This is a genomic window from Syntrophus sp. (in: bacteria), assembly GCF_040768185.1.
Lineage (GTDB): Bacteria > Desulfobacterota > Syntrophia > Syntrophales > Syntrophaceae > Syntrophus > Syntrophus buswellii.
This window is the reverse complement of sequence record NZ_JAXGNC010000001.1, coordinates 267,605-285,856: the sequence shown is the minus strand read 5'-3', so window position 1 is coordinate 285,856 and position 18,252 is coordinate 267,605. Positions and strand designations below refer to the sequence as shown.

13 protein-coding genes and 4 tRNA genes are annotated in these 18,252 nt (G+C 50.9%); 4 read left to right on the top strand and 13 right to left on the bottom strand.

Annotated elements, in window-relative coordinates:
* Positions 1-42 precede the first annotated feature (42 nt).
* The 3 genes from AB3175_RS01360 to ybeY are packed head-to-tail and all read left to right on the top strand — an operon-like array spanning position 43 to position 3,840.
* Positions 43-1,056: a PhoH family protein gene (locus tag AB3175_RS01360; protein ID WP_367359139.1), complete on the top strand. Its 1,014-nt coding sequence runs from the start codon at positions 43-45 to the stop codon at positions 1,054-1,056.
* Complete coding sequence (locus AB3175_RS01355) at positions 1,053-3,428, top strand: HD family phosphohydrolase (RefSeq protein ID WP_367359138.1); 2,376 nt, start codon at positions 1,053-1,055, stop codon at positions 3,426-3,428. The genes AB3175_RS01360 and AB3175_RS01355 overlap by 4 nt, the downstream gene beginning before the upstream one ends.
* Positions 3,385-3,840: an rRNA maturation RNase YbeY gene (gene ybeY / locus AB3175_RS01350; protein ID WP_367359137.1), complete on the top strand. Its 456-nt coding sequence runs from the start codon at positions 3,385-3,387 to the stop codon at positions 3,838-3,840. Before AB3175_RS01355 ends, ybeY begins: the two co-directional genes overlap by 44 nt.
* Positions 3,841-3,867: 27 nt before the next feature.
* Here ybeY and AB3175_RS01345 read toward each other — a convergent pair whose 3' ends face one another.
* From AB3175_RS01345 to AB3175_RS01290, 12 genes are all read right to left on the bottom strand, one after another.
* Positions 3,868-5,856: a LysM peptidoglycan-binding domain-containing protein gene (locus tag AB3175_RS01345; RefSeq protein WP_367359136.1), complete on the bottom strand. Its 1,989-nt coding sequence runs from the start codon at positions 5,854-5,856 to the stop codon at positions 3,868-3,870.
* A gap of 220 nt (positions 5,857-6,076) precedes the next feature.
* Positions 6,077-7,166 (bottom strand): peptide chain release factor 2 gene (gene prfB / locus AB3175_RS01340; RefSeq protein WP_367359135.1). Its coding sequence is split into 2 segments (ribosomal slippage): positions 6,077-7,096 and positions 7,098-7,166, totalling 1,089 coding nucleotides; the frame shifts between segments, so codons are not numbered across the junction.
* Positions 7,139-8,704: an apolipoprotein N-acyltransferase gene (lnt, locus tag AB3175_RS01335; protein ID WP_367359134.1), complete on the bottom strand. Its 1,566-nt coding sequence runs from the start codon at positions 8,702-8,704 to the stop codon at positions 7,139-7,141. Before lnt ends, prfB begins: the two co-directional genes overlap by 28 nt.
* A 167-nt stretch (positions 8,705-8,871) precedes the next feature.
* Positions 8,872-9,744 carry a radical SAM protein gene (locus tag AB3175_RS01330; RefSeq protein WP_367359133.1) on the bottom strand — a complete coding sequence of 291 codons (873 nt, stop codon included), beginning with the start codon at positions 9,742-9,744 and terminating at the stop codon, positions 8,872-8,874.
* Between the two features lie 201 nt (positions 9,745-9,945).
* Positions 9,946-10,022: transfer RNA gene (locus AB3175_RS01325), tRNA-Asp, on the bottom strand.
* Positions 10,023-10,073: 51 nt separating this feature from the next.
* Positions 10,074-10,149 (bottom strand) — tRNA-Val (locus AB3175_RS01320).
* A 117-nt stretch (positions 10,150-10,266) separates the two neighbouring features.
* Complete coding sequence (gene lon / locus AB3175_RS01315; RefSeq protein ID WP_367359132.1) at positions 10,267-12,702, bottom strand: endopeptidase La; 2,436 nt, start codon at positions 12,700-12,702, stop codon at positions 10,267-10,269.
* Between the two features lie 48 nt (positions 12,703-12,750).
* A complete protein-coding gene (gene clpX, locus AB3175_RS01310) occupies positions 12,751-14,013 on the bottom strand; it encodes an ATP-dependent Clp protease ATP-binding subunit ClpX (protein ID WP_367359131.1) in 1,263 nt (420 codons plus the stop codon).
* A gap of 18 nt (positions 14,014-14,031) precedes the next feature.
* On the bottom strand, positions 14,032-14,616 hold the full coding sequence (gene clpP, locus AB3175_RS01305) for an ATP-dependent Clp endopeptidase proteolytic subunit ClpP (protein ID WP_367359130.1): 585 nt from the start codon (positions 14,614-14,616) through the stop codon (positions 14,032-14,034).
* A complete protein-coding gene (gene tig, locus AB3175_RS01300) occupies positions 14,616-15,944 on the bottom strand; it encodes a trigger factor (protein ID WP_367359129.1) in 1,329 nt (442 codons plus the stop codon). The genes clpP and tig overlap by 1 nt, the downstream gene beginning before the upstream one ends.
* Before the next feature lie 53 nt (positions 15,945-15,997).
* Positions 15,998-16,083, bottom strand: a tRNA-Leu gene (locus AB3175_RS01295).
* A 594-nt stretch (positions 16,084-16,677) separates the two neighbouring features.
* Positions 16,678-16,754 (bottom strand) — tRNA-Pro (locus AB3175_RS01290).
* A 119-nt stretch (positions 16,755-16,873) separates the two neighbouring features.
* Between AB3175_RS01290 and AB3175_RS01285 the strand changes: the two genes are divergently transcribed.
* On the top strand, positions 16,874-17,527 hold the full coding sequence (locus AB3175_RS01285) for a transglycosylase SLT domain-containing protein (RefSeq protein ID WP_367359128.1): 654 nt from the start codon (positions 16,874-16,876) through the stop codon (positions 17,525-17,527).
* Between the two features lie 93 nt (positions 17,528-17,620).
* Here AB3175_RS01285 and AB3175_RS01280 read toward each other — a convergent pair whose 3' ends face one another.
* The gene (locus AB3175_RS01280) at positions 17,621-18,226 is read right to left on the bottom strand and encodes a ComEA family DNA-binding protein (protein WP_367359127.1); all 606 of its coding nucleotides are present in this window, start codon (positions 18,224-18,226) and stop codon (positions 17,621-17,623) included.
* Positions 18,227-18,252: the final 26 nt, after the last annotated feature.

Below are 18,252 nucleotides of genomic sequence, written 5' to 3'. Positions count from 1 at the left end.
GTTTTCACCGTTATTTTGATTATTATTTTTTCAAGGAAACCCATGGTATCGAAAACCGCACTTGAATCCGATGTCGTTGAAAAACTGACGTTCACGCATAACGACACATTGAAATATCTCCTCGGTGAGCAGGACAGGAACATTCATCTCATAGAGAAACTGGAGCCCGTCAAGCTGGCCGCAAGGGGAAACACCGTTTCCGTCTCGGGAGACGCGATTTCCGTCGAGCTGGTGAAAACCCTTCTGCTGCAGCTTTACAAACTGATCCAGCGGGGCTATCCCGTCTTTCCCTCAGACATCGATTATGCCCATCGCATCCTGGCCGGGGACAAGTCCCTCTCCCTGGAAAAAATCTTTCTCGACACGGTCTTTATTTCGTCCAAGAAGCGGATCATCACCCCCAAAAGCATCGCCCAGAAAAAATACATCGACGCCATACGGACCCACGACATGACCTTCTGCATCGGTCCTGCAGGGACAGGCAAAACATACCTGGCCATGGCCATGGCCGTATCATTTCTGCTGGACAAGAAAGTGGAGCGGATCGTTCTGGCCCGGCCCGCTGTCGAGGCAGGAGAAAGACTGGGATTCCTTCCGGGCGACCTGGCCGAGAAAGTCAATCCCTACCTGAGACCCCTGTATGACGCATTGTTCGATATGATGGATTTTGACAGGGCAACGGGCCTTATTACCAAGGGGATTATCGAAGTTGCCCCCCTTGCCTTCATGCGGGGAAGAACCCTCAATGATGCCTTTGTGATTCTCGACGAAGCCCAGAATACGACCTCGGAACAGATGAAAATGTTTCTCACCCGATTGGGCTTCGGCTCTAAAGCCGTCATTACGGGTGATATCACGCAGATCGATCTTCCTGCCGACAAAGTCTCCGGCCTTGTTGAGGCCGAACAGATTCTCGGCAGAACACCGGGAATACGCTTCATCCATTTTACGGAGGTGGATGTGGTCCGGCACTCGTTGGTGCAGGAAGTCATCAAGGCCTACGGCCATTTTCAAAGCTCGAAAGTCAAGGGCTCTTCAGCTCACCGGGAATCATGAAGATAATCGATCTGACAAAGGATTATTTCCGCAGTTTGTCCCGGGAACTGGCGGCGAAGATACCGGACATGCCGGCGCTGGCCAAAAACGTGAAGTTCCAGCGGATGGCCGTCCTCGTGATCGTCGCCGTCATTCTTTCCTTTCTGATTACACCGGAATTCTACATCAGCCATCCGCAGTTCAAGATCGGCTCCATCGCTCCCAAGGACATTAAAGCGGACAAGGATTTGCTCGTTGAAGACAGGGCCTCTACCGAGCAGAAGAAGCGGGAAAGCATCCAGGGCACGAAATCCGTTTACGACTATGACAATGCCCTGGCGGAACATCTTGTGTCATCTGTTTCCTCAGCTTTTTCCAAAATGCGGATTTTTCTGAAGGATCCAGCAAACGAGGGCCTGACCGGACTCCCCTCACCTTTCAGCAATAAGGCCTTCCACGGGGCCATTAACCAATTTCAGCAAAGCCTTGGAATCAAGCTCTCCGAACAGGAGTTGAGAATTCTCCTTCAGGAAAATTTTTCCGAGAGCCTCGAAGAGAAGATCGTACAGCTTCTTCGTGCCGTCTATATCAATCGATATTTTGTCAATACCAGATTGCTGGCCCAGGACATGTCCCTGGGAATCACACTTCGAAACGTCCGGACCCAACAGGAACAGAACCTGGCCGACTTGTCAGATCTTCTTTCTCTGGAAAATGCCTACGATCTTTTGATTCAAGAGGCCGGGGCTCTTCTGCAGGGTCAGAAAAAAGAGGTCCGACAGACGGTTCTTTCCTTCACCAAGAGGCTGATCCAGCCGAATGTGACGTTCAACCGAAATGCGACGGAGAAAAAGAAGGCGGAAACCCTGGATACCGTCAAACCCGTCTTTTTCCTTGTTCAGAAAAATGAAATGATCGTCCGTGAGGGCCAGAAAATTTCCGAACTCGACAAGGAAAAGCTGGATGCATTCTACAGCAGAAAGGGACAGGAATCCCTTGCAGATTTTTCTGTTTTGCTTGGGATTTTCTTGACCATTGTCATTCTCTCTCTCGTTCTTTACTTCTGGCGCACAAGGAACTGGCCCAAGAGGCAGGAGCGAAGCATCGTCAACAGCCTATTTCTGTCCACGATCTCTGTTTTTTCAATCCTTATGGTCAAGGCGGGAATTTTTATTTCCGATGCCGTCAACCGGGCATTCCCCACTCTTTCCACCGAGGCCTTCCTCTATGCCATCCCCTTTGCTGCAGGGGCCATGCTCGTCGCCGTGTTGACCAATCGGAATCTGGCTCTCGTGTTGACCATTTTCCTATCGTTTCTCGTTTCCTTCCTGTTTGACTATGACATCAAAATGAGCCTCTTTTGCTTTCTGGGAAGCGTCGCCGCCTCGTACCATGTTGTAAGCTGCCGCCAGCGCTCCGCTTTTTTCAAGGCCGGCCTCTTCCTGGGGTTCTTCAACATGGCCGTGATTATCTGTCTCAGCCTTGTGTTCAAAGCCCCCCTTTCCATTGATCTCATAGCCCGACTGGCCATGGGACTTGCAGGAGGCCTTCTTTCCGGCATCCTGGTCGCCGGTCTGACCCCGCTTTTAGAATCCATTTTCAACTACACGACGGACATCAAACTTCTGGAATTAGCCAATTTGAATTCACCGATATTCCAGCGAATGATGATGGAGGCACCGGGAACCTACAATCACAGCGTCGTTGTTGCCTCCCTTGTCGAAGCGGCCGCCGAAGCCATCGGCGCGAACCCGCTGCTCGCCAAGGTCAGCGCTTATTACCACGATATCGGCAAGCTGAAAAAGCCACTATACTTCATTGAAAACCAGAGAAACGGCGACAACAGGCACGATAAGCTTTCCCCCAGAATGAGCGGCCTGGTGATCATCTCTCATGTTAAAGACGGATGTGAAATCGCGCAGCAGGCAAAACTGGGCAAGGAAATTACCGATATCATCCGAGAACATCACGGCACGGGACTGGTTCGCTTTTTCTATGACAAGGCCAAAAAGGACAAGGACACCTCCATCAGTTCCCTCCCTGAAAGCGATTTCCGTTATCCGGGGCCGAAACCGCAGACCAAGGAGGCTGGGCTTGTCCTCCTGGGAGACGCCATTGAAGCTTCGTCTCGGACTCTGTCCAACCCTACGCCGTCCAGAATCAGCAATCTCGTTCATGACCGGATTGAGAAAATATTCATGGACGGGCAGCTCGATGAATGCGAGCTGACCATGCGCGACCTGAGCAGGATTGCGGAAATTTTTATACGGATCTTAAACGGGATCTTTCATCACCGCGTTAATTACCCCGAACAAACCGACCGGGAAAGCGCTCATCGAAAGGATGCCAATGGCCATATCGATTCAAAACCATCAGAAAAAGGCAAAAATTGATCTGCGGCGATTGCGGCGGGCCCTGAAAAAGCTTCTTCTCCATGTGGATTGTGCGGACAGCGATATCAGCCTTCTTCTGACCGATGACGATGAAATAACCGGGATCAACGAGCGCTACCTGGGCAGGAATTATCCCACCAACGTCATTTCCTTTTCGTTTCTGGAAGGAGAATACTCCGGCATCAATCCCGGCCTTCTGGGCGATGTTGTCATCTCTGTTGAAACGGCTCTCCGGGATGCTGAAAAGGGGGGGATTCCTCTGGAGGATGAACTGGACTTTCTGCTCATTCACGGACTCCTGCATATCCTGGGCTACGATCACGAACATCCGGATCCCGACCGGACACAAGAGATGCAAAAAAAAGAGCAGGAACTCTTCTTCCTGCTCCATGGCTACCCGCTGGATCTTTGACTTTTAACGGGTGGACTGTGATTCCACCTACTGCACGATCAACGTCTGTCCCGGACGAAGCTCGTTTGCATCGTCGATTTCGTTCATTTCCTTGAGCCGGGCCAGATCGATGCTGTTTTTCTGTGCGATCCGGGAAAGGTTGTCACCCCTTTTAACCATATAGGTCTTTCTCTTTTCCGTTTGGCTCATCCGCTTCTTCCCTTTTTTCTTCAGATCCTTTTTCGGCTCGATGACCTCGGAAAGATCGTCCTGATCTCCCCCGTTGCGGCTTATTTTAATGACTTTGCCGAGGACCAGCTTTTTCCCTTTAAGGCCGTTGAGCTTTTTTATTTCCGATTCACTGGTTCCGAATTTTCGCGCAATGGAAGAAATGGAGTCTCCCCGCTTTACCTTATAGCTGATCCTTGTCCCCTTTCTGCTGGAATGATCCGCTTTTGCTGAACGAACAGGCGCCTTATCGAGACTCTCCTCATTGCCGATGGGAATTCGGATACTCTGCCCGGACTTCAAAGACCTTCTCGCAGAAATTGAATTGTAGGACGCCAATCTCCGGGGCGACACCTTATACCGCCTTGCTATCGAGCCGATGGATTCCCCACGCTTGACCCTGTGGCTTACATACTTCACCCGGCTTTTCCTGCTGTCCGAAATACGCTCCGGTTTGTGCGTTTCCCTGCCTGGAGTTGAACTTGAAGACAGGAAGGAAAGGGTGGGCCTTTCCGCTTGTGGAATCGAATCGACAACCTGCGCATACTTCTCAGCGGCTTCCACCGGAAGCTTCAGATCGTATTCCTTGTCCGGTGTTATTCTGTGACGCAATTCCGAATTGAGCCCAATCAATACCTCTTCCGGAACGCCGGTGAAAAAGGCCACATCCTGAAGTTTCATCGGCCGGTAGGATTTTGCCGCTTTGAATTCGCAGGGCTTGAGCTGCGCATCCGCTGTCAAATCGAAGCCATATCTTCCAGGATCACGGATAATGTGGAGTGTGGCCAGGAAACGAGGCACGTAGCGTGCGGTCTCGTTGGGCAGCTGATGGTACAAATCCCAGAAGCGATCCAGATAGTTGATGTGCTGCCGCGAAATGACTCTCATCACCCTGCCTTCACCGCTGTTGTAAGCGGCCAGAACGGTCAGCCAGTCTCCGAACATGCCATGCAGTTCCTTCAAATAACTGATTGCCGCCTGGGTCGACTTGTCGGCATTCATTCGCTCATCGATCCATTCATCGCGATTTAAGCCGTATGCATATCCCGTGGACGGAATGAATTGCCACAGCCCAAGGGCGCGCGCTTTTGATAAGGCCCCTATTTTAAAGCCGCTTTCAACCAGGGGCAGCCATACCAGTTCTTCGGGCAAACCGGCTTTTTTCAGCTCTTTTTGAATGCTCTCCCGATAAATCCCCGAACGCTGATAGGATGAAATGAAAAAGTCCCGCTCGCAGGTCTGAAAAGAGCGGATTTCCCTTTCAACATCGGCGTTCATGACCAGGGGGATCTCGCTACGGCTTCCCTTGGTCCTCGACTGTGTCGACGAGTAAATGGCCAGCAGCCTTTTCGAAATCATCAGCCGCAGGTCATCCTTCTGACGGGCTATTTCGATGTCCCCATCCGTCTCCAGAAGCAGCGTATAGGCCTGATCGAGAAAATCCAGCGCTTTTTCAATGTCACCCTGCTCCCAGAACTTCTGCGATGAATTCAGGTAGGTAAGGGCTTCTTCCATGAGGTCCCGCTCATCTTCCTTCCCCTCCTCGTCATTCCCTTCATTGGAAGACTGACTTGACACCTCCGCATACGAAGACTTCCTGCTTTTGATCTCCTGATCACCTGCATCCTGCACCTTGTTGCCCGAATTCTTCTGATCACCAAAAAACGAAAAGAAGAAGCCTTTTTGGGCCCCTTCATTCCGGCTCTCCTGTTCATTCTTTGATTGGGCGCAAATCGTCTGCGCCAGAAGCAGCGACAGGAAAAGAATAAAGAAAAGGGAGGTCATCGTATTGTGAATTGCCTTTTTCATGCGGGTGAACTCCTTTCTGGAACAGCAGCGATTGAAGTCAACTTTCCAGCTGACCTTTGTTTTCTGACATGACCCGAATCCGTTGGCCGGTGGGATCACTGTTGATGGTGGTGATCCTATACCACATTTTTTCTATTACTTCTAAGCATAATCCGCATCATTACACGGATATTTCACCAAAAAGGTGCCATTTCAATGAAAAAAAAGCCGGGTTACCACCCTACTGGATCAGGTAAGCCTCTATCAAGTCATCGATATCTCCGTCCAGAACCCTTCCCACATTTCCGATCTCGAGATTGGTTCTGTGGTCCTTGACCATTTTGTAAGGCTGAAGGACATAGGAGCGTATCTGACTTCCCCAGGCAATCTCTTTCTTTGTTTTGTTGATCTCCGACATCTTTTCATTCTGCTCCCGGAGCTTCAGCTCATAGAGCCGGGACCTCAGGTATTTCATGGCCATGGCTTTGTTCTTGTGCTGGGATCTCTCATTCTGGCACTGAACGACAATCCCTGTGGGGGCATGAGTAATTCGAACGGCTGAATCCGTTTTGTTGACATGCTGGCCGCCGGCTCCTGTAGACCTGTAAGTGTCGATCCGCAAATCCTTTTCATCGATCTCTACGACAATTTCATCATCAATCTCGGGATAGACAAAAACGGAGGCAAAGGATGTGTGCCTCCGTGCTCCGGCATCAAAGGGCGAAATGCGGACCAGCCGATGGATGCCTACCTCCGCCTTGGCGTAACCGTAGGCGTACTCCCCTTCGAGGGTAAATGAAACACTTTTTATGCCCGCCTCATCGCCGGGAAGATAATCGATGATGGTTGTTTTGAACCTTCGCTTTTCCGCCCAGCGGAGATACATTCTCATCAGCATTTCCGCCCAGTCCTGGGCTTCCGTTCCACCGGCTCCGGCATGGATTGAGATGATGGCATTCATGGGGTCCTGTTCGCTGCCAAGCATCAGCTTCAACTCCGCTTCCCGGACGGATTTTGCCAAGGCCTCCAATTCCCCGGCTATATCTTCCAGCGCGGCCTCATCCTGCTCCTCCAGAGCCATTTCATAGATGACCTGCATCTCGGTAACGGTCTTCCGCTTTGAATTCCAGTCATCCACGGCCGACGCCAGGCTGTTTTTTTCCTTCAGAATCGCAGTGGCCTTCTCATGATCACTCCAGAAATCCTCTTTCTGCGAAACCGCATCAAGCTCCTTGATCCGTTTTTCTTTCTCAGGGATGTCAAAGACACTCCCCTAGATAACGGATTTTTCTATCCATTTCGGCTATGTTTGCTGGCAGACTTTCGAGCATTTTTTCCTCCTTTTTTCCGATATGAAATAAATGGATACCAATAGAAATAAGCAGATATAGACAAACAGATCCCCGTATCTGGAATACAAGGTCGGTATTTTTGCAAATTTAATCTCATCCTGCAGAATCGTTCTCTCAAAAATTCCCGATTGCTTCAATATGTTTCCCGCAGGATCGATAATGGCGGAAATTCCCGTATTGGCGGCCCTCGCGAGAAACAACCGGTTTTCAACGGCGCGGAAAACGGTCATGGACAGATGCTGATAGGGCGCTGACGTTTTTCCGAACCAGGCATCATTGGTAATGTTAACGAGAAGTTCGGCCCCTTGCCGCTTATAGGCTCTGCCTGCCTCGGCCAGAATGCCTTCGTAGCAGATCAGGACCCCGATTTTTCTTCCGCCTGCCTCCATGGGGAAAAAGCCTTCTCCAGACTTGAAGTCCCCGATGCCAGCCGTGAGCTTTTTAATAAAAGGGAAAAAACGCCGCAAGGGAACATATTCCCCGTAGGGCACCAGGTGCACTTTGTCGTATCGAGCGACGGTTTCCCCTTCGGGGGACAGGAGAAATGCGCTGTTCGAAAAGGTTGGGCCGGCCTCACCATCAGCGTAACTGGGGCTACCGAAAAGCAGCCAGCTTCCCGTTTGCAGGGCCAGGGACACGATCCTCAGGTGCATGTCGTCCACATCCTGGAAATAGAAGGGGACGGCGGTCTCCGGCCAGACGAGCATGCCAGGCGCGGAACCGTTTTTAGCGGCCAGAGACAGAGCGCGGTAAATCTCCATCGTTTCTTTCTGATACAGCGGGCTCCATTTCACGCTCTGATCGACATTTCCCTGTATCAGTGAGACCTGCGTTGCGGGAGACATTGTGACAGCTTCGTGAACCTGCCTTTCCCGCAGGATCCCGTAGAGGCATACGGAAGCCATCAGCACCACGCCCATCCCCACTTCAATGAGAACTTTCTTTCGTTCCCTTCGTAAGGTCAAGAGATCATAGACGATGGCATTGATAAGAACGATCAAGAACGAAATTCCGTATCCGCCTGTCAGATCGGCGATCTGAATGAGCCGGGAATGCAGATATTGGGAATGGCCGAGGTTTTCCCAGGGGAACCCGACAAGAAGATTCGATTTTACGAATTCGAGAACGACCCACAGGAGCGGAGCGGAAAGAATCAGGGGGATATCTCTGCTTTTCAGATAAATGACGCCTGCCGCGAACAAGGCAAAATAAAGGCTCAGATAAGCTGACAGCAGGAGCATCAGTGCGATGCCGACAAAGTAGGGAAGATTTCCATAAACGACAATGACGTAGGCGATCCAATAGATGAGGCCGACATAAAAGATCATCCCGACGGAAAAGCCTGTTTTTGCTCCCTGGGCAACGGTTTTTCCGCGCAGGGAATAAAAAAACGGAACCAGGGCAATCCATGCCAGAAGGCCGTTACCGAATTTTGGGAAGGACAGCAGGAGGAGCAGACTTGACAGCAGGGCGGCCGGAATGGATGGTCTTGAAAGCAACTCGTTTAAAAACTTCACGTCTAATTTCTACCTCGGCGTCTCTGTGCCACGCTCAACGGCATTGCATTCTCTCCATTCGAAAGCCGGGAATCCCTGCGGTCGAAAGACCGCAGGATGCCCTCGTCCTCTGGAACGGCCCGTTGAGTTCCCGGGCTCATTATTGGCGCCTTCGCAAAGTGAACACGTTACAGGGCGCGCAAATGTTCGGATCGCAGCATACTGCGCTGTCCCCTCTGAATGACGTCGGCAAGAAGGCGCAGCGTCTTTTCCCTGTCTTCAGGCAGGTTGGCTTTTACCGGGTAATAATTGGATGCGTGATTTGATGCAAAGAAACATTTCGTAAAGCTGGATTGATCGATCATGAGCTCGATCTCCTTCAGGCATCCGAACTCGTCGGGGAGGACGAATCTTCCCTGAAGATAGTCCTCATACAAGGGTGTGCCGGGGACGATCATAACCGTTAACGCACTGGCATAATCAGGATCGATGTCCGTCAAGATCCGGGCGGTGTCGACTGCGTGCTCCGTACTTTTTTCCACGCCTCCAATGCCCAGTAGAACCGTTACGGAAAGCTGGATGCCAGCATCCTTGATTTTGCGCCCCGCCTCAACAAGCTGAGCATAGGTCACACCCTTTCGGATATCCCTCAATATCTCCTCGTTTCCAGTCTCGACGCCCAGATAAACGATCTGCAATCCGAGACTTTTGAGCTTCTTCAATTCGTTGGATGTTTTTCGCAGAATGCTCTTGGCGTTCCCATACAGCCCGATCCGCTCCACACCCCTGAGGCGGCTGTTGATGGCTTCAAAAATAGGAACGAGCTTTTTCTGCGGTATGATCAAGGCATCGCCATCGCAGAGGAATACCTTTCCGACGGAAGAATAGCGGCTGGCCTCGACAATATCCTCTTCGATTTCACCATAACTCTTGATTCGAAATTTCTTGTCCTTGAAACAGGGACAGAATGTGCACCTGTTATGTGAACAGCCCGTAGAGACTTGAATCAATAAGCTGTAAGCTTCGCTTGGTGGACGATAAATGGATCCTTCATATTTCATGGCATCACCTTTTTTATTGAATTCCTTGTTCCCCATGATGAACGGGGCGTTACCTTCCTCGATTCCTGTTGCGGAAAAATGACGGCAGCAGGCATCGTATTATTTCACATAAAATCACGGAGGGAGGATACTGGATCGATAATTTCCATTGAATGAAACAAGAAAGGGGCCAACTTTTCATTGGCCCCTTTCTCTATGATCTGGCGGGGCCGAAGGGACTCGAACCCTCGCCCTCCGGCGTGACAGGCCGGCGTTATAACCAACTTAACTACGACCCCGCTATTTTATACAACTCGCCTGCTCTTTCGTTGCATTCCCACCATGCTTCATGGTAGGCGGAACAGGACTCGAACCTGTGACATCCACGGTGTAAGCGTGGCGCTCTCCCAGCTGAGCTACCCGCCCTTGCTCTTGCCTATCGCAGGGTTGGATTTCTAACAGCAAAGCCCGGCAATGTCAAGCGATAAATAGGCTCACAAAAAGTTATTCTTCCCGAGATCCCTTTCTCAAGCGCTGGAGCCGTCAGCTCGCCAGCTGCGGCGGATTAACGGTCGACATCTTGGACGTGTCAAAGCAGGGGGGCTCTCCGGAAAATTCCGGAGCCGAGCCTTTTTCCTCCTTGAGCAAAGCAACCTTCAGGACCTCATCCACGTGATCGACCCGTATAACCTCCAGCGACTTTAAGATATTCGCCGGCACTTCATCGAGATCCTTTTCATTGTCCTTTGGAATGACGACGGTCTTGATGTTTGCCCGATGGGCGGCGAGCAGCTTTTCCTTCAATCCTCCGATGGGAAGGACACGGCCACGCAGGGTGATCTCTCCGGTCATCGCCAGATCACCGCGAACCTTTCTCCTGGCGAAGGCCGACGTCATGGACGTCACCATGGCAATTCCGGCGGATGGTCCGTCTTTCGGTATGGCTCCCTCAGGGACATGAACATGGATGTCCACGTCCTTGTAAAAGTCTTCGGCCAATCCAAAGACGTCAGCCCGGGAGCGGACGTAGGTCAAAGCGGCCTGTGCGGATTCCTGCATGACCTCGCCCAGTTTGCCCGTCATGATAAGCTTGCCGGTCCCCTTGACAATGGAAGCCTCCACCACAAGGAGCTCTCCTCCCACCTCTGTCCAGGCGAGACCTACCGTAATCCCGATTTCATCCTTCCCCTCCGCTTCGCCATGTCGATGCTTTGGAACCCCCAGATACTTGGTAACGACCTTCGAGGTGATCCGAATCTTTCCCTTTCCGCCGTTCGTTACGATTTCACGGGCGACTTTTCTGCAGATCGAGGCGATTTCCCTCTCAAGGTTTCTGACCCCGGCTTCCCGTGTGTATTGGCGAATAATGCTCTGGAGGGCGCCATCGGTAAATTCGATCTGTTCGGAATTCAGTCCGTTCGCCTCCATTTCCTTGCTGACCAGGAATCTCTTGGCAATGTTCATCTTTTCCGGTTCCGTGTACCCCGCAATCCGAATCACCTCCATCCGGTCCTGCAGAGGAGCCGGTATGGTCTGCAGCACATTGGCCGTGGTGATGAACATCACATCGGAGAGATCGTAGTCGACCTCCAGGTAATTGTCGTTGAAGGCATAGTTCTGTTCGGGATCAAGAACTTCCAGCAGGGCGGAGGATGGATCTCCTCGAAAATCCGAGCTCAACTTGTCCACTTCATCCAGACAGAAAACAGGGTTGTTTGATCCGGCTTTCTTCAGAAGCTGGATGATCTTGCCCGGCAGTGCGCCGATATAGGTTCTCCGGTGGCCGCGGATTTCCGCTTCGTCTCGGACTCCCCCGAGAGAAAGTCGAACGAACTTCCTGTTCGTAGCCCTTGCCACGGACTTGGCGATGGATGTTTTGCCAACACCGGGAGGCCCGACGAGACAGAGGATGGAACCCTTGTTTTTTCGGACCAGGGTCTGAACGGCCAGGTATTCAAGGATCCGCTCCTTCACCTTTTCGAGTCCATAATGATCCTCTTCGAGGATGGCCTCCGACTGCTTCAGGGTATAGGCGTTCTCCGTCCGTTCCGCCCATGGCATATCCAGGATCCAGTCGATGTAATTTCGAACGACGGTGGCTTCGGCTGACATCGGCGCCATCATCTGCAGCTTCTTGATTTCCTGGCGCACCTTCTTGGCCGCTTCCTCAGATAACTTCTTTTGTTTCAGACGCTTTTCCAACTCGGCGATTTCATTCTTAAACTCATCTTTTTCGCCCATTTCCTTCTGGATGGCCCGCATCTGCTCATTGAGATAATAATCCTTCTGAGTTTTCTCCATCTGCTTTTTGACGCGTCTCTTGATTTTTTCTTCGACTTCAAGGATTTCAATCTCAGAAAGGATCATCGCGTAGATGGCCTCTAAACGCTCGTTAATGTCAAATATTTCCAGGATTTTCTGCTTTTCCTCAAGCTTCAGGTTGATGTGGGAGGCAACCACATCGGCCAGCTTTGAAGGGTCATCAATGGCGGCAATCGTACCCACCATTTCGACATGCACCTTCTTGCTCAGCTTCACATAATTCTCAAATGCCGTATTGATGCTTCTCACCAGGGCTTCCGTCCTGACGACATCCTGATTTTCAGATTCATCAATCTCTTCGACATGCACATAGAAGTATTCCTCATTCGGCATGTACTCCTTAACGAGCGCCCGTTTTTTGCCTTCCACCAATACCTTGACCGTACCGTCGGGAAGTCTCAATAACTGGATGATGATTCCTACCGTTCCGATCCTGTAGATATCTTCTTCAACAGGATCATCCTTCTTGGCATTTTTCTGGGCTACCATGAAAATGCCCTTCTCCTCCTTCATGGCGGATTCGAGTGCCGCGATGGATTTCTCCCGCCCGACAAAAAGAGGAACGATGCTGTGCGGAAACACCACCACATCCCTCAGGGGCAGAAGAGGAAGGAAAATGACATTATTTTTTTCCTTGTTCTTTATAAAATCAAACATTTTAGTCTTTCTCGCCTTTTATTCTTATCTTTATTGTTTCAAAACGGCTCAGGCCGATTCCGATTTCTTTTCAAAAAGCAGGATGGGCTGTGCCCTGTTCAGCACGACATCGTCATTGATGACGCATTCACGCACCTCCTGCTGAGATGGGATGTCGTACATGACATCCAGCATGGCGTTTTCCAGAATGGCCCGCAGCCCTCTGGCCCCGGATTTTCTTTCCACGGCCAATTTGGCCACGGTGCGAAGGGCGCTGTCCGTAAATCGGAGCTTCACATTTTCACGCTCAAAAGCCTTTGTGTACTGCTTGATGATGGCATCCTTGGGTTCCACCAGAATCCGGATCAATTCATCCTCATCCAGTTCGTTCAGCGGTGCAATGACCGGCAATCGCCCCACGAACTCGGGGATGAGGCCGCACTTGAGCAGATCCTCGGGCTGGACTTCTGAAAGCAGTTCTCCGACCTTCCGATCCCTTTTGCCTTTGATGTCCGCCCCGAATCCCATGGCATTGACCCCGATGCGCTTTGCGATGATATCGGGAAGGTCGTTGAAAGCGCCCCCGCAGATGAAAAGGATGCCCGTTGTATCAACCTGTATGAATTCCTGCTGAGGGTGTTTTCTTCCCCCTTTTGGCGGGATGTTGGCCATTGTCCCTTCGATGATTTTCAGCAGGGCCTGCTGAACACCCTCGCCCGACACGTCTCTTGTGATGGAGGGATTTCCCGATTTTTTGGCGATCTTGTCAATTTCATCAATATAGACGATGCCCTTCGACGCCTTTTCCACATCATAATCAGCATTCTGCAGGAGGCTGAGAATGATGTTTTCCACATCTTCCCCGACGTATCCGGCTTCGGTCAGCGTCGTCGCATCGGCAATCGTAAAGGGAACATTCAACAGCTTCGCCAGGGTCTTTGCCAGGAGGGTTTTCCCTGATCCGGTGGGGCCGATCAACAGGACATTGCTTTTTTGAATCTCCACCCCGTCATTGTCGCTTGGCGAGGCAAGCCGCTTGTAGTGATTGTACACGGCAACGGAAAGAACCTTCTTGGGCCTCTCCTGGCCGACGACATACTGATCCAGAAACTCCTTGATCATCCGTGGTTGGGGTATGCTTTTCGAAATGTCCAGCCCTAAATCCGTCGTGCGCTCCTCTTCAACGATGCAGCGGCAAAGCTCGATGCATTCATCGCAAATGTAAGCCGTCGGGCCGGCAACGAGCTTTTTGACTTCACTTTGCGTTTTCCCGCAGAAGGAACAAAAAAGCATCTCCTGTCCCTTGGAATAACCGTCTGTTTTTCTACCCATTACGTCTTCCTCGTTGGATTAAGTCCTCTTCAGGATAATTTCATCAATGATTCCATATTCCTTAGCCTGCCGGCTCGTCATATAATAATCCCGCTCCGTATCGGTCTTGATCCTCTCCAGAGGCTGCCCCGTCAAATCCGAGAGAATGATGCTCAGTTCGTCCTTCAATCGAAGAATCTCCTTCGCCTGAATGTCGATATCGGTTGCCTGGCCCTGAAACCCGCCAAGGGGCTGGTGGATCAGGATTCTTGAGTGCGGCAGTGCGGATCGCTTTCCCCTCTCTCCTGCCGCCAGCAGCAGAGCTCCCATACTGGCCGCCTGACCGACACAGACCGTGGCGACAGGAGGCTTGATGTATTGCATCGTATCATAGATCGCCATTCCGGAACTGATGTGGCCGCCGGGGGTATTCAGATAAAAAAAGATTTCCTTGTCCGGATCTTCAGACTCGAGAAAGAGCAGCTGAGCAATAATGAGGTTCGCCACTTCGTCATCGATCGGAGTTCCGAGAAAGATAATCCGATCCTTTAAAAGCCGTGAGTAGATATCGTATGCCCGTTCGCCTCGACCATCCTGCTGGACTACCATTGGAATGAGATTCATTATTTTTCCTCCTCTGTTGAGGAATCCCTCTTCTGAACCATTTTTATATCGGCTTTCTGTTCGATATACTCAAAGATTTTCTTGTTGAGGATGTCACTTTTGACGTTTTCTTTCATGTTGTCGTCAAAAGACTCGACCACTTTTTCATAGTCCTGCGAATACTGCTGGGCGATTTCTCTCAGGCGCGCTTCCAGTTCCTCATCCGTTGCCTCCAGTGCCTCTTTTTTGGCGATATTCTTCAGCAGGAGGGAGGATTTTACAATCCTCTCGGCTTCTTCCCGGTATTTGTCGCGCCATGAAGAACTCACCTGGGCGATCATCTGTGGATCCATCCCTGTGGAGATGAGCCGTTTCTGCGCCTCCATGATCATGAAATAGATCTGCTGCTCGACATAGGCTGCCGGCACGTCAAAGGCATTCTGCGCGAGCAGTTTGTCCACGATCTGCTTGGCCAGGTCATCATTGATCTTTTTCCCCTGCTCCTCGAAGATGGACTTTCTCACGTCTGCTTTCAGAGCATCCAGTGATTCATATTTCTCAAAATTCTTGACAAAGTTTTCATCGAGTTCCGGGAGCTTTTTCTCCTTGAGGGTTTTGATCGTGACGGTAAATTCCGCCTCTTTTCCGGCGACATTCCGGACTTGGTAATCTTCAGGGAATACAATTTTTATTCCTTTTGTAGTTCCGACCTTCTCTCCGATGAGTTGATCTTCGAATCCGGGAACCATTGTTTTAGAGCCGATTTCCAGGAAATAGTCGTTCCTTTTCATCTCTTCGGGAGTTTCACCCTCGACGGAGCCTTCAAAATCGATCGTGACGAAATCTCCGGTCTGTATTTCCCTGTCAACGGTTACCTCCTCCAGCGTACCGAACATTTTTCTGATCTCGTCAAGACGGCTGTCCACCTCCTGGTCTGTGACGACGAGCTCTTCTTTCTCGAGATTCATGTTCAGGTAACCCTGAGGGTCGATATCCGGCTCCACTTCGAAGGTCGCGGAAAAAGAAAAGCCCTTCTCTTCTTCAATCCCCTTCTCATCGATCTCCGGCTGACCGACCGCCTTGATCTCGTGCTCCTTGAGAGCATTTTCGGTGAATTTATTGACAAGATTCGAGATCGTTTCTTCCTCTACATAGTCTTTATAATGAACTTCAAGAATCTTCCTCGGGATTTTCCCCTGCCGAAAGCCCTTGATCTTTACTTTTCTGCTGTAATTACGGTATACGGCGTCCCTTTCCTTTTTGACATCCGTCCAGGGTACATCGATGGTCAGCTTCTTCTTTACAGGACTGATTTCTTCAACCTTCACCGCAGCGCTCAGTTCACTCACAATATTGACTCCTTAATCAAGATATTTAAAAACAGGCCATGCGCTCTTTCATATGGTGCGAGAGAGGGGACTTGAACCCCTATCCGCCGGGCGGGCTGGATCCTAAGTCCAGTGCGTCTGCCAATTCCGCCACTCTCGCTGATAATCTAAGGCAGTATATATTAACTAGATGTTGAATTGTCAACGGCTATTGTATTGAACAGACGGTACAGCGAACTCCGCACCGGAGGCGATTTCTGCCAAACCGCTCCGGAGGACTCCCCTGCGTTCCCCACTCCTTTTCCGGTGGCGACCTGCGTTCCTGTCCTGGAAAAGGTGCCCCTCTTTCAAAGCCCCTTTACTTTCAGCCCCGCTTACGAGGGGCATGTGGGAGCCACCTGAACGACAAATCATTCCAATGCGAAGGGGATTGGAGTTGGCGCATTCAGGCGTTCGGGCACATTTCTTGTTTACGATTTCGATACTGCAGGAATGAAAAAGATGGCCGCCATCATGTTGAACACGCAAGAGACATGACCTTTTTTATCGCGGGCGGCTTGGAGTTCCGCCCATTAGGAATCTTTAAATCGTGAAAACCATTCCCGTTAGGAAAGGCGGTCATGGCCTCCGTGAAGAAGATTGCCGCAACTCAAAAAGTGCCTGATGAGAGATTCGGATGCGTTTTCATCCGTACAATTCATAATAAAAAGGGTTAGAGAAACCGACTTCACTTTCTCTAACCCCTCAGTATTCATGGTCGGGGCGAGAGGATTTGAACCTCCGACCCTCTGAACCCCATTCAGATACGCTACCAAGCTGCGCTACGCCCCGACTTGAATTCCATTCCGATAAACAGGTGAGGTCATTATCACTATAGAATATTGATGTCAAGGATAATTCCTGTCAAAAAAACTTGTATTCGAAATCACATTCACGTATGAATCAGTAACATGAGCGAGATGCACTTCAATTCTTTACCAAGAGGTTTCCGACAGTTCCCTTCACCGCGCCTTCCGCGGAGGGGATATTTCGTTCTGCTCTTTACCATCCTCCTCCTCGTCCCGGCCAACGGGTATCCCGACATTTATAAATATGTCGACAAAAGCGGTGTCATTCATTTGACCAATGCACCCGTTCAGACGAATGTCAAATACGATCTGGTGATGAGGGAACAGAGGATTATCTTCTCCGTTTCATCCCGCGACATCACCCGGTACGATGATCTCATCCAGAAAGCCTCGGCAAAGTACAACATCGACTCGGCGCTGATCAAAGCCGTCATCAAAGCGGAATCCAATTTCAATCACCGGGCGGTTTCGCCGGTGGGAGCCAAAGGCTTGATGCAGCTGATGCCGTCAACGGCGGCCGACCTGCAGGTTCAGGATGCATTCCATCCGGAGAACAATATTGATGGGGGCGTTCGTTATCTGCGTTACCTGCTGCGGTTGTTTAAAGGGAATCTTTCCCTGGCCCTTGCCGCGTACAATGCCGGTGAAGGCGCCGTTGCCCGCTACAACAACACCATCCCGCCCTATCGAGAGACGCAGAATTACGTTCAGCGCGTTCTGCATTATCTCAATCAATACCGGAACAGCGGTGGATGATCACTTTTCAATATGGCGGGCATCCGGATGCACTTTTCAGCGGATGGGGTCAATTCCTTTGCAGGCTGAAGCAGGTTTTTTTGACCTTGTTAACTAAACACCTTCCACATAAAGGTACGTCTTCAATCGTGCCAGCCTTTTGCGTTTTATCCCCTTGATTTTCATGAGATCCTCCAGACGGCGGAACCCTCCCGATCTGTTTCTCGCCGCGATGATTTTCAGGGCTGTCTTCTCTCCTATGCCGGGAACTAGGATCAATTCTTCAAGAGAAGCACGATTCACATCAATGGGCCTGCTCAGGGCAAGCCTCTTTGAAGCCGCCATTCTTTCTACGGCGATCGAAGACCTCTGGCTGTTTCCCGTCGTGACATGGATCCTGATCCCGTCATCCAGCGGCATGGAGAGATCGGGACTCGAAGCGTCGCGCGCCCGGGAAGACCTGCCGATGCCCAGCATGCTTAACAGGTCGGAAAGCCTCTGTCCCCTGCGGATGAAATAGATCCCCTTCTGTTCAACGTCGCCGTCCACTTCAACGGCAAGACAGCCCTCAGCCGGCAGTCCAGAGAGGATGACCGGCGCCGGGCGGATATGTTCCTGATAAAAATGGATCAGCGCAGGAATGACGAGTGCGGACAAGGCAACAAGAACAGCCCCATGCCATTGGCTATCTCCAAGATTGTTCCTGATGCCTCGCTTCATGACGACCGGGATGGATTTTTTTGAGT

Bases quoted from the DNA above. Each gene is read 5' to 3' on its own strand.
- AB3175_RS01360 (WP_367359139.1), top strand. From the start codon at position 43: ATGGTATCGAAAACCGCACTTGAATCCGATGTCGTTGAAAAACTGACG.
- AB3175_RS01355 (WP_367359138.1), top strand. From the start codon at position 1,053: ATGAAGATAATCGATCTGACAAAGGATTATTTCCGCAGTTTGTCCCGG.
- ybeY (WP_367359137.1), top strand. From the start codon at position 3,385: ATGGCCATATCGATTCAAAACCATCAGAAAAAGGCAAAAATTGATCTG.
- AB3175_RS01345 (WP_367359136.1), bottom strand. From the start codon at position 5,856: ATGAAAAAGGCAATTCACAATACGATGACCTCCCTTTTCTTTATTCTT.
- AB3175_RS01330 (WP_367359133.1), bottom strand. From the start codon at position 9,744: ATGAAATATGAAGGATCCATTTATCGTCCACCAAGCGAAGCTTACAGC.
- lon (WP_367359132.1), bottom strand. From the start codon at position 12,702: ATGTTTGATTTTATAAAGAACAAGGAAAAAAATAATGTCATTTTCCTT.
- clpX (WP_367359131.1), bottom strand. From the start codon at position 14,013: ATGGGTAGAAAAACAGACGGTTATTCCAAGGGACAGGAGATGCTTTTT.
- clpP (WP_367359130.1), bottom strand. From the start codon at position 14,616: ATGAATCTCATTCCAATGGTAGTCCAGCAGGATGGTCGAGGCGAACGG.
- AB3175_RS01285 (WP_367359128.1), top strand. From the start codon at position 16,874: ATGAGCGAGATGCACTTCAATTCTTTACCAAGAGGTTTCCGACAGTTC.
- AB3175_RS01280 (WP_367359127.1), bottom strand. From the start codon at position 18,226: ATGAAGCGAGGCATCAGGAACAATCTTGGAGATAGCCAATGGCATGGG.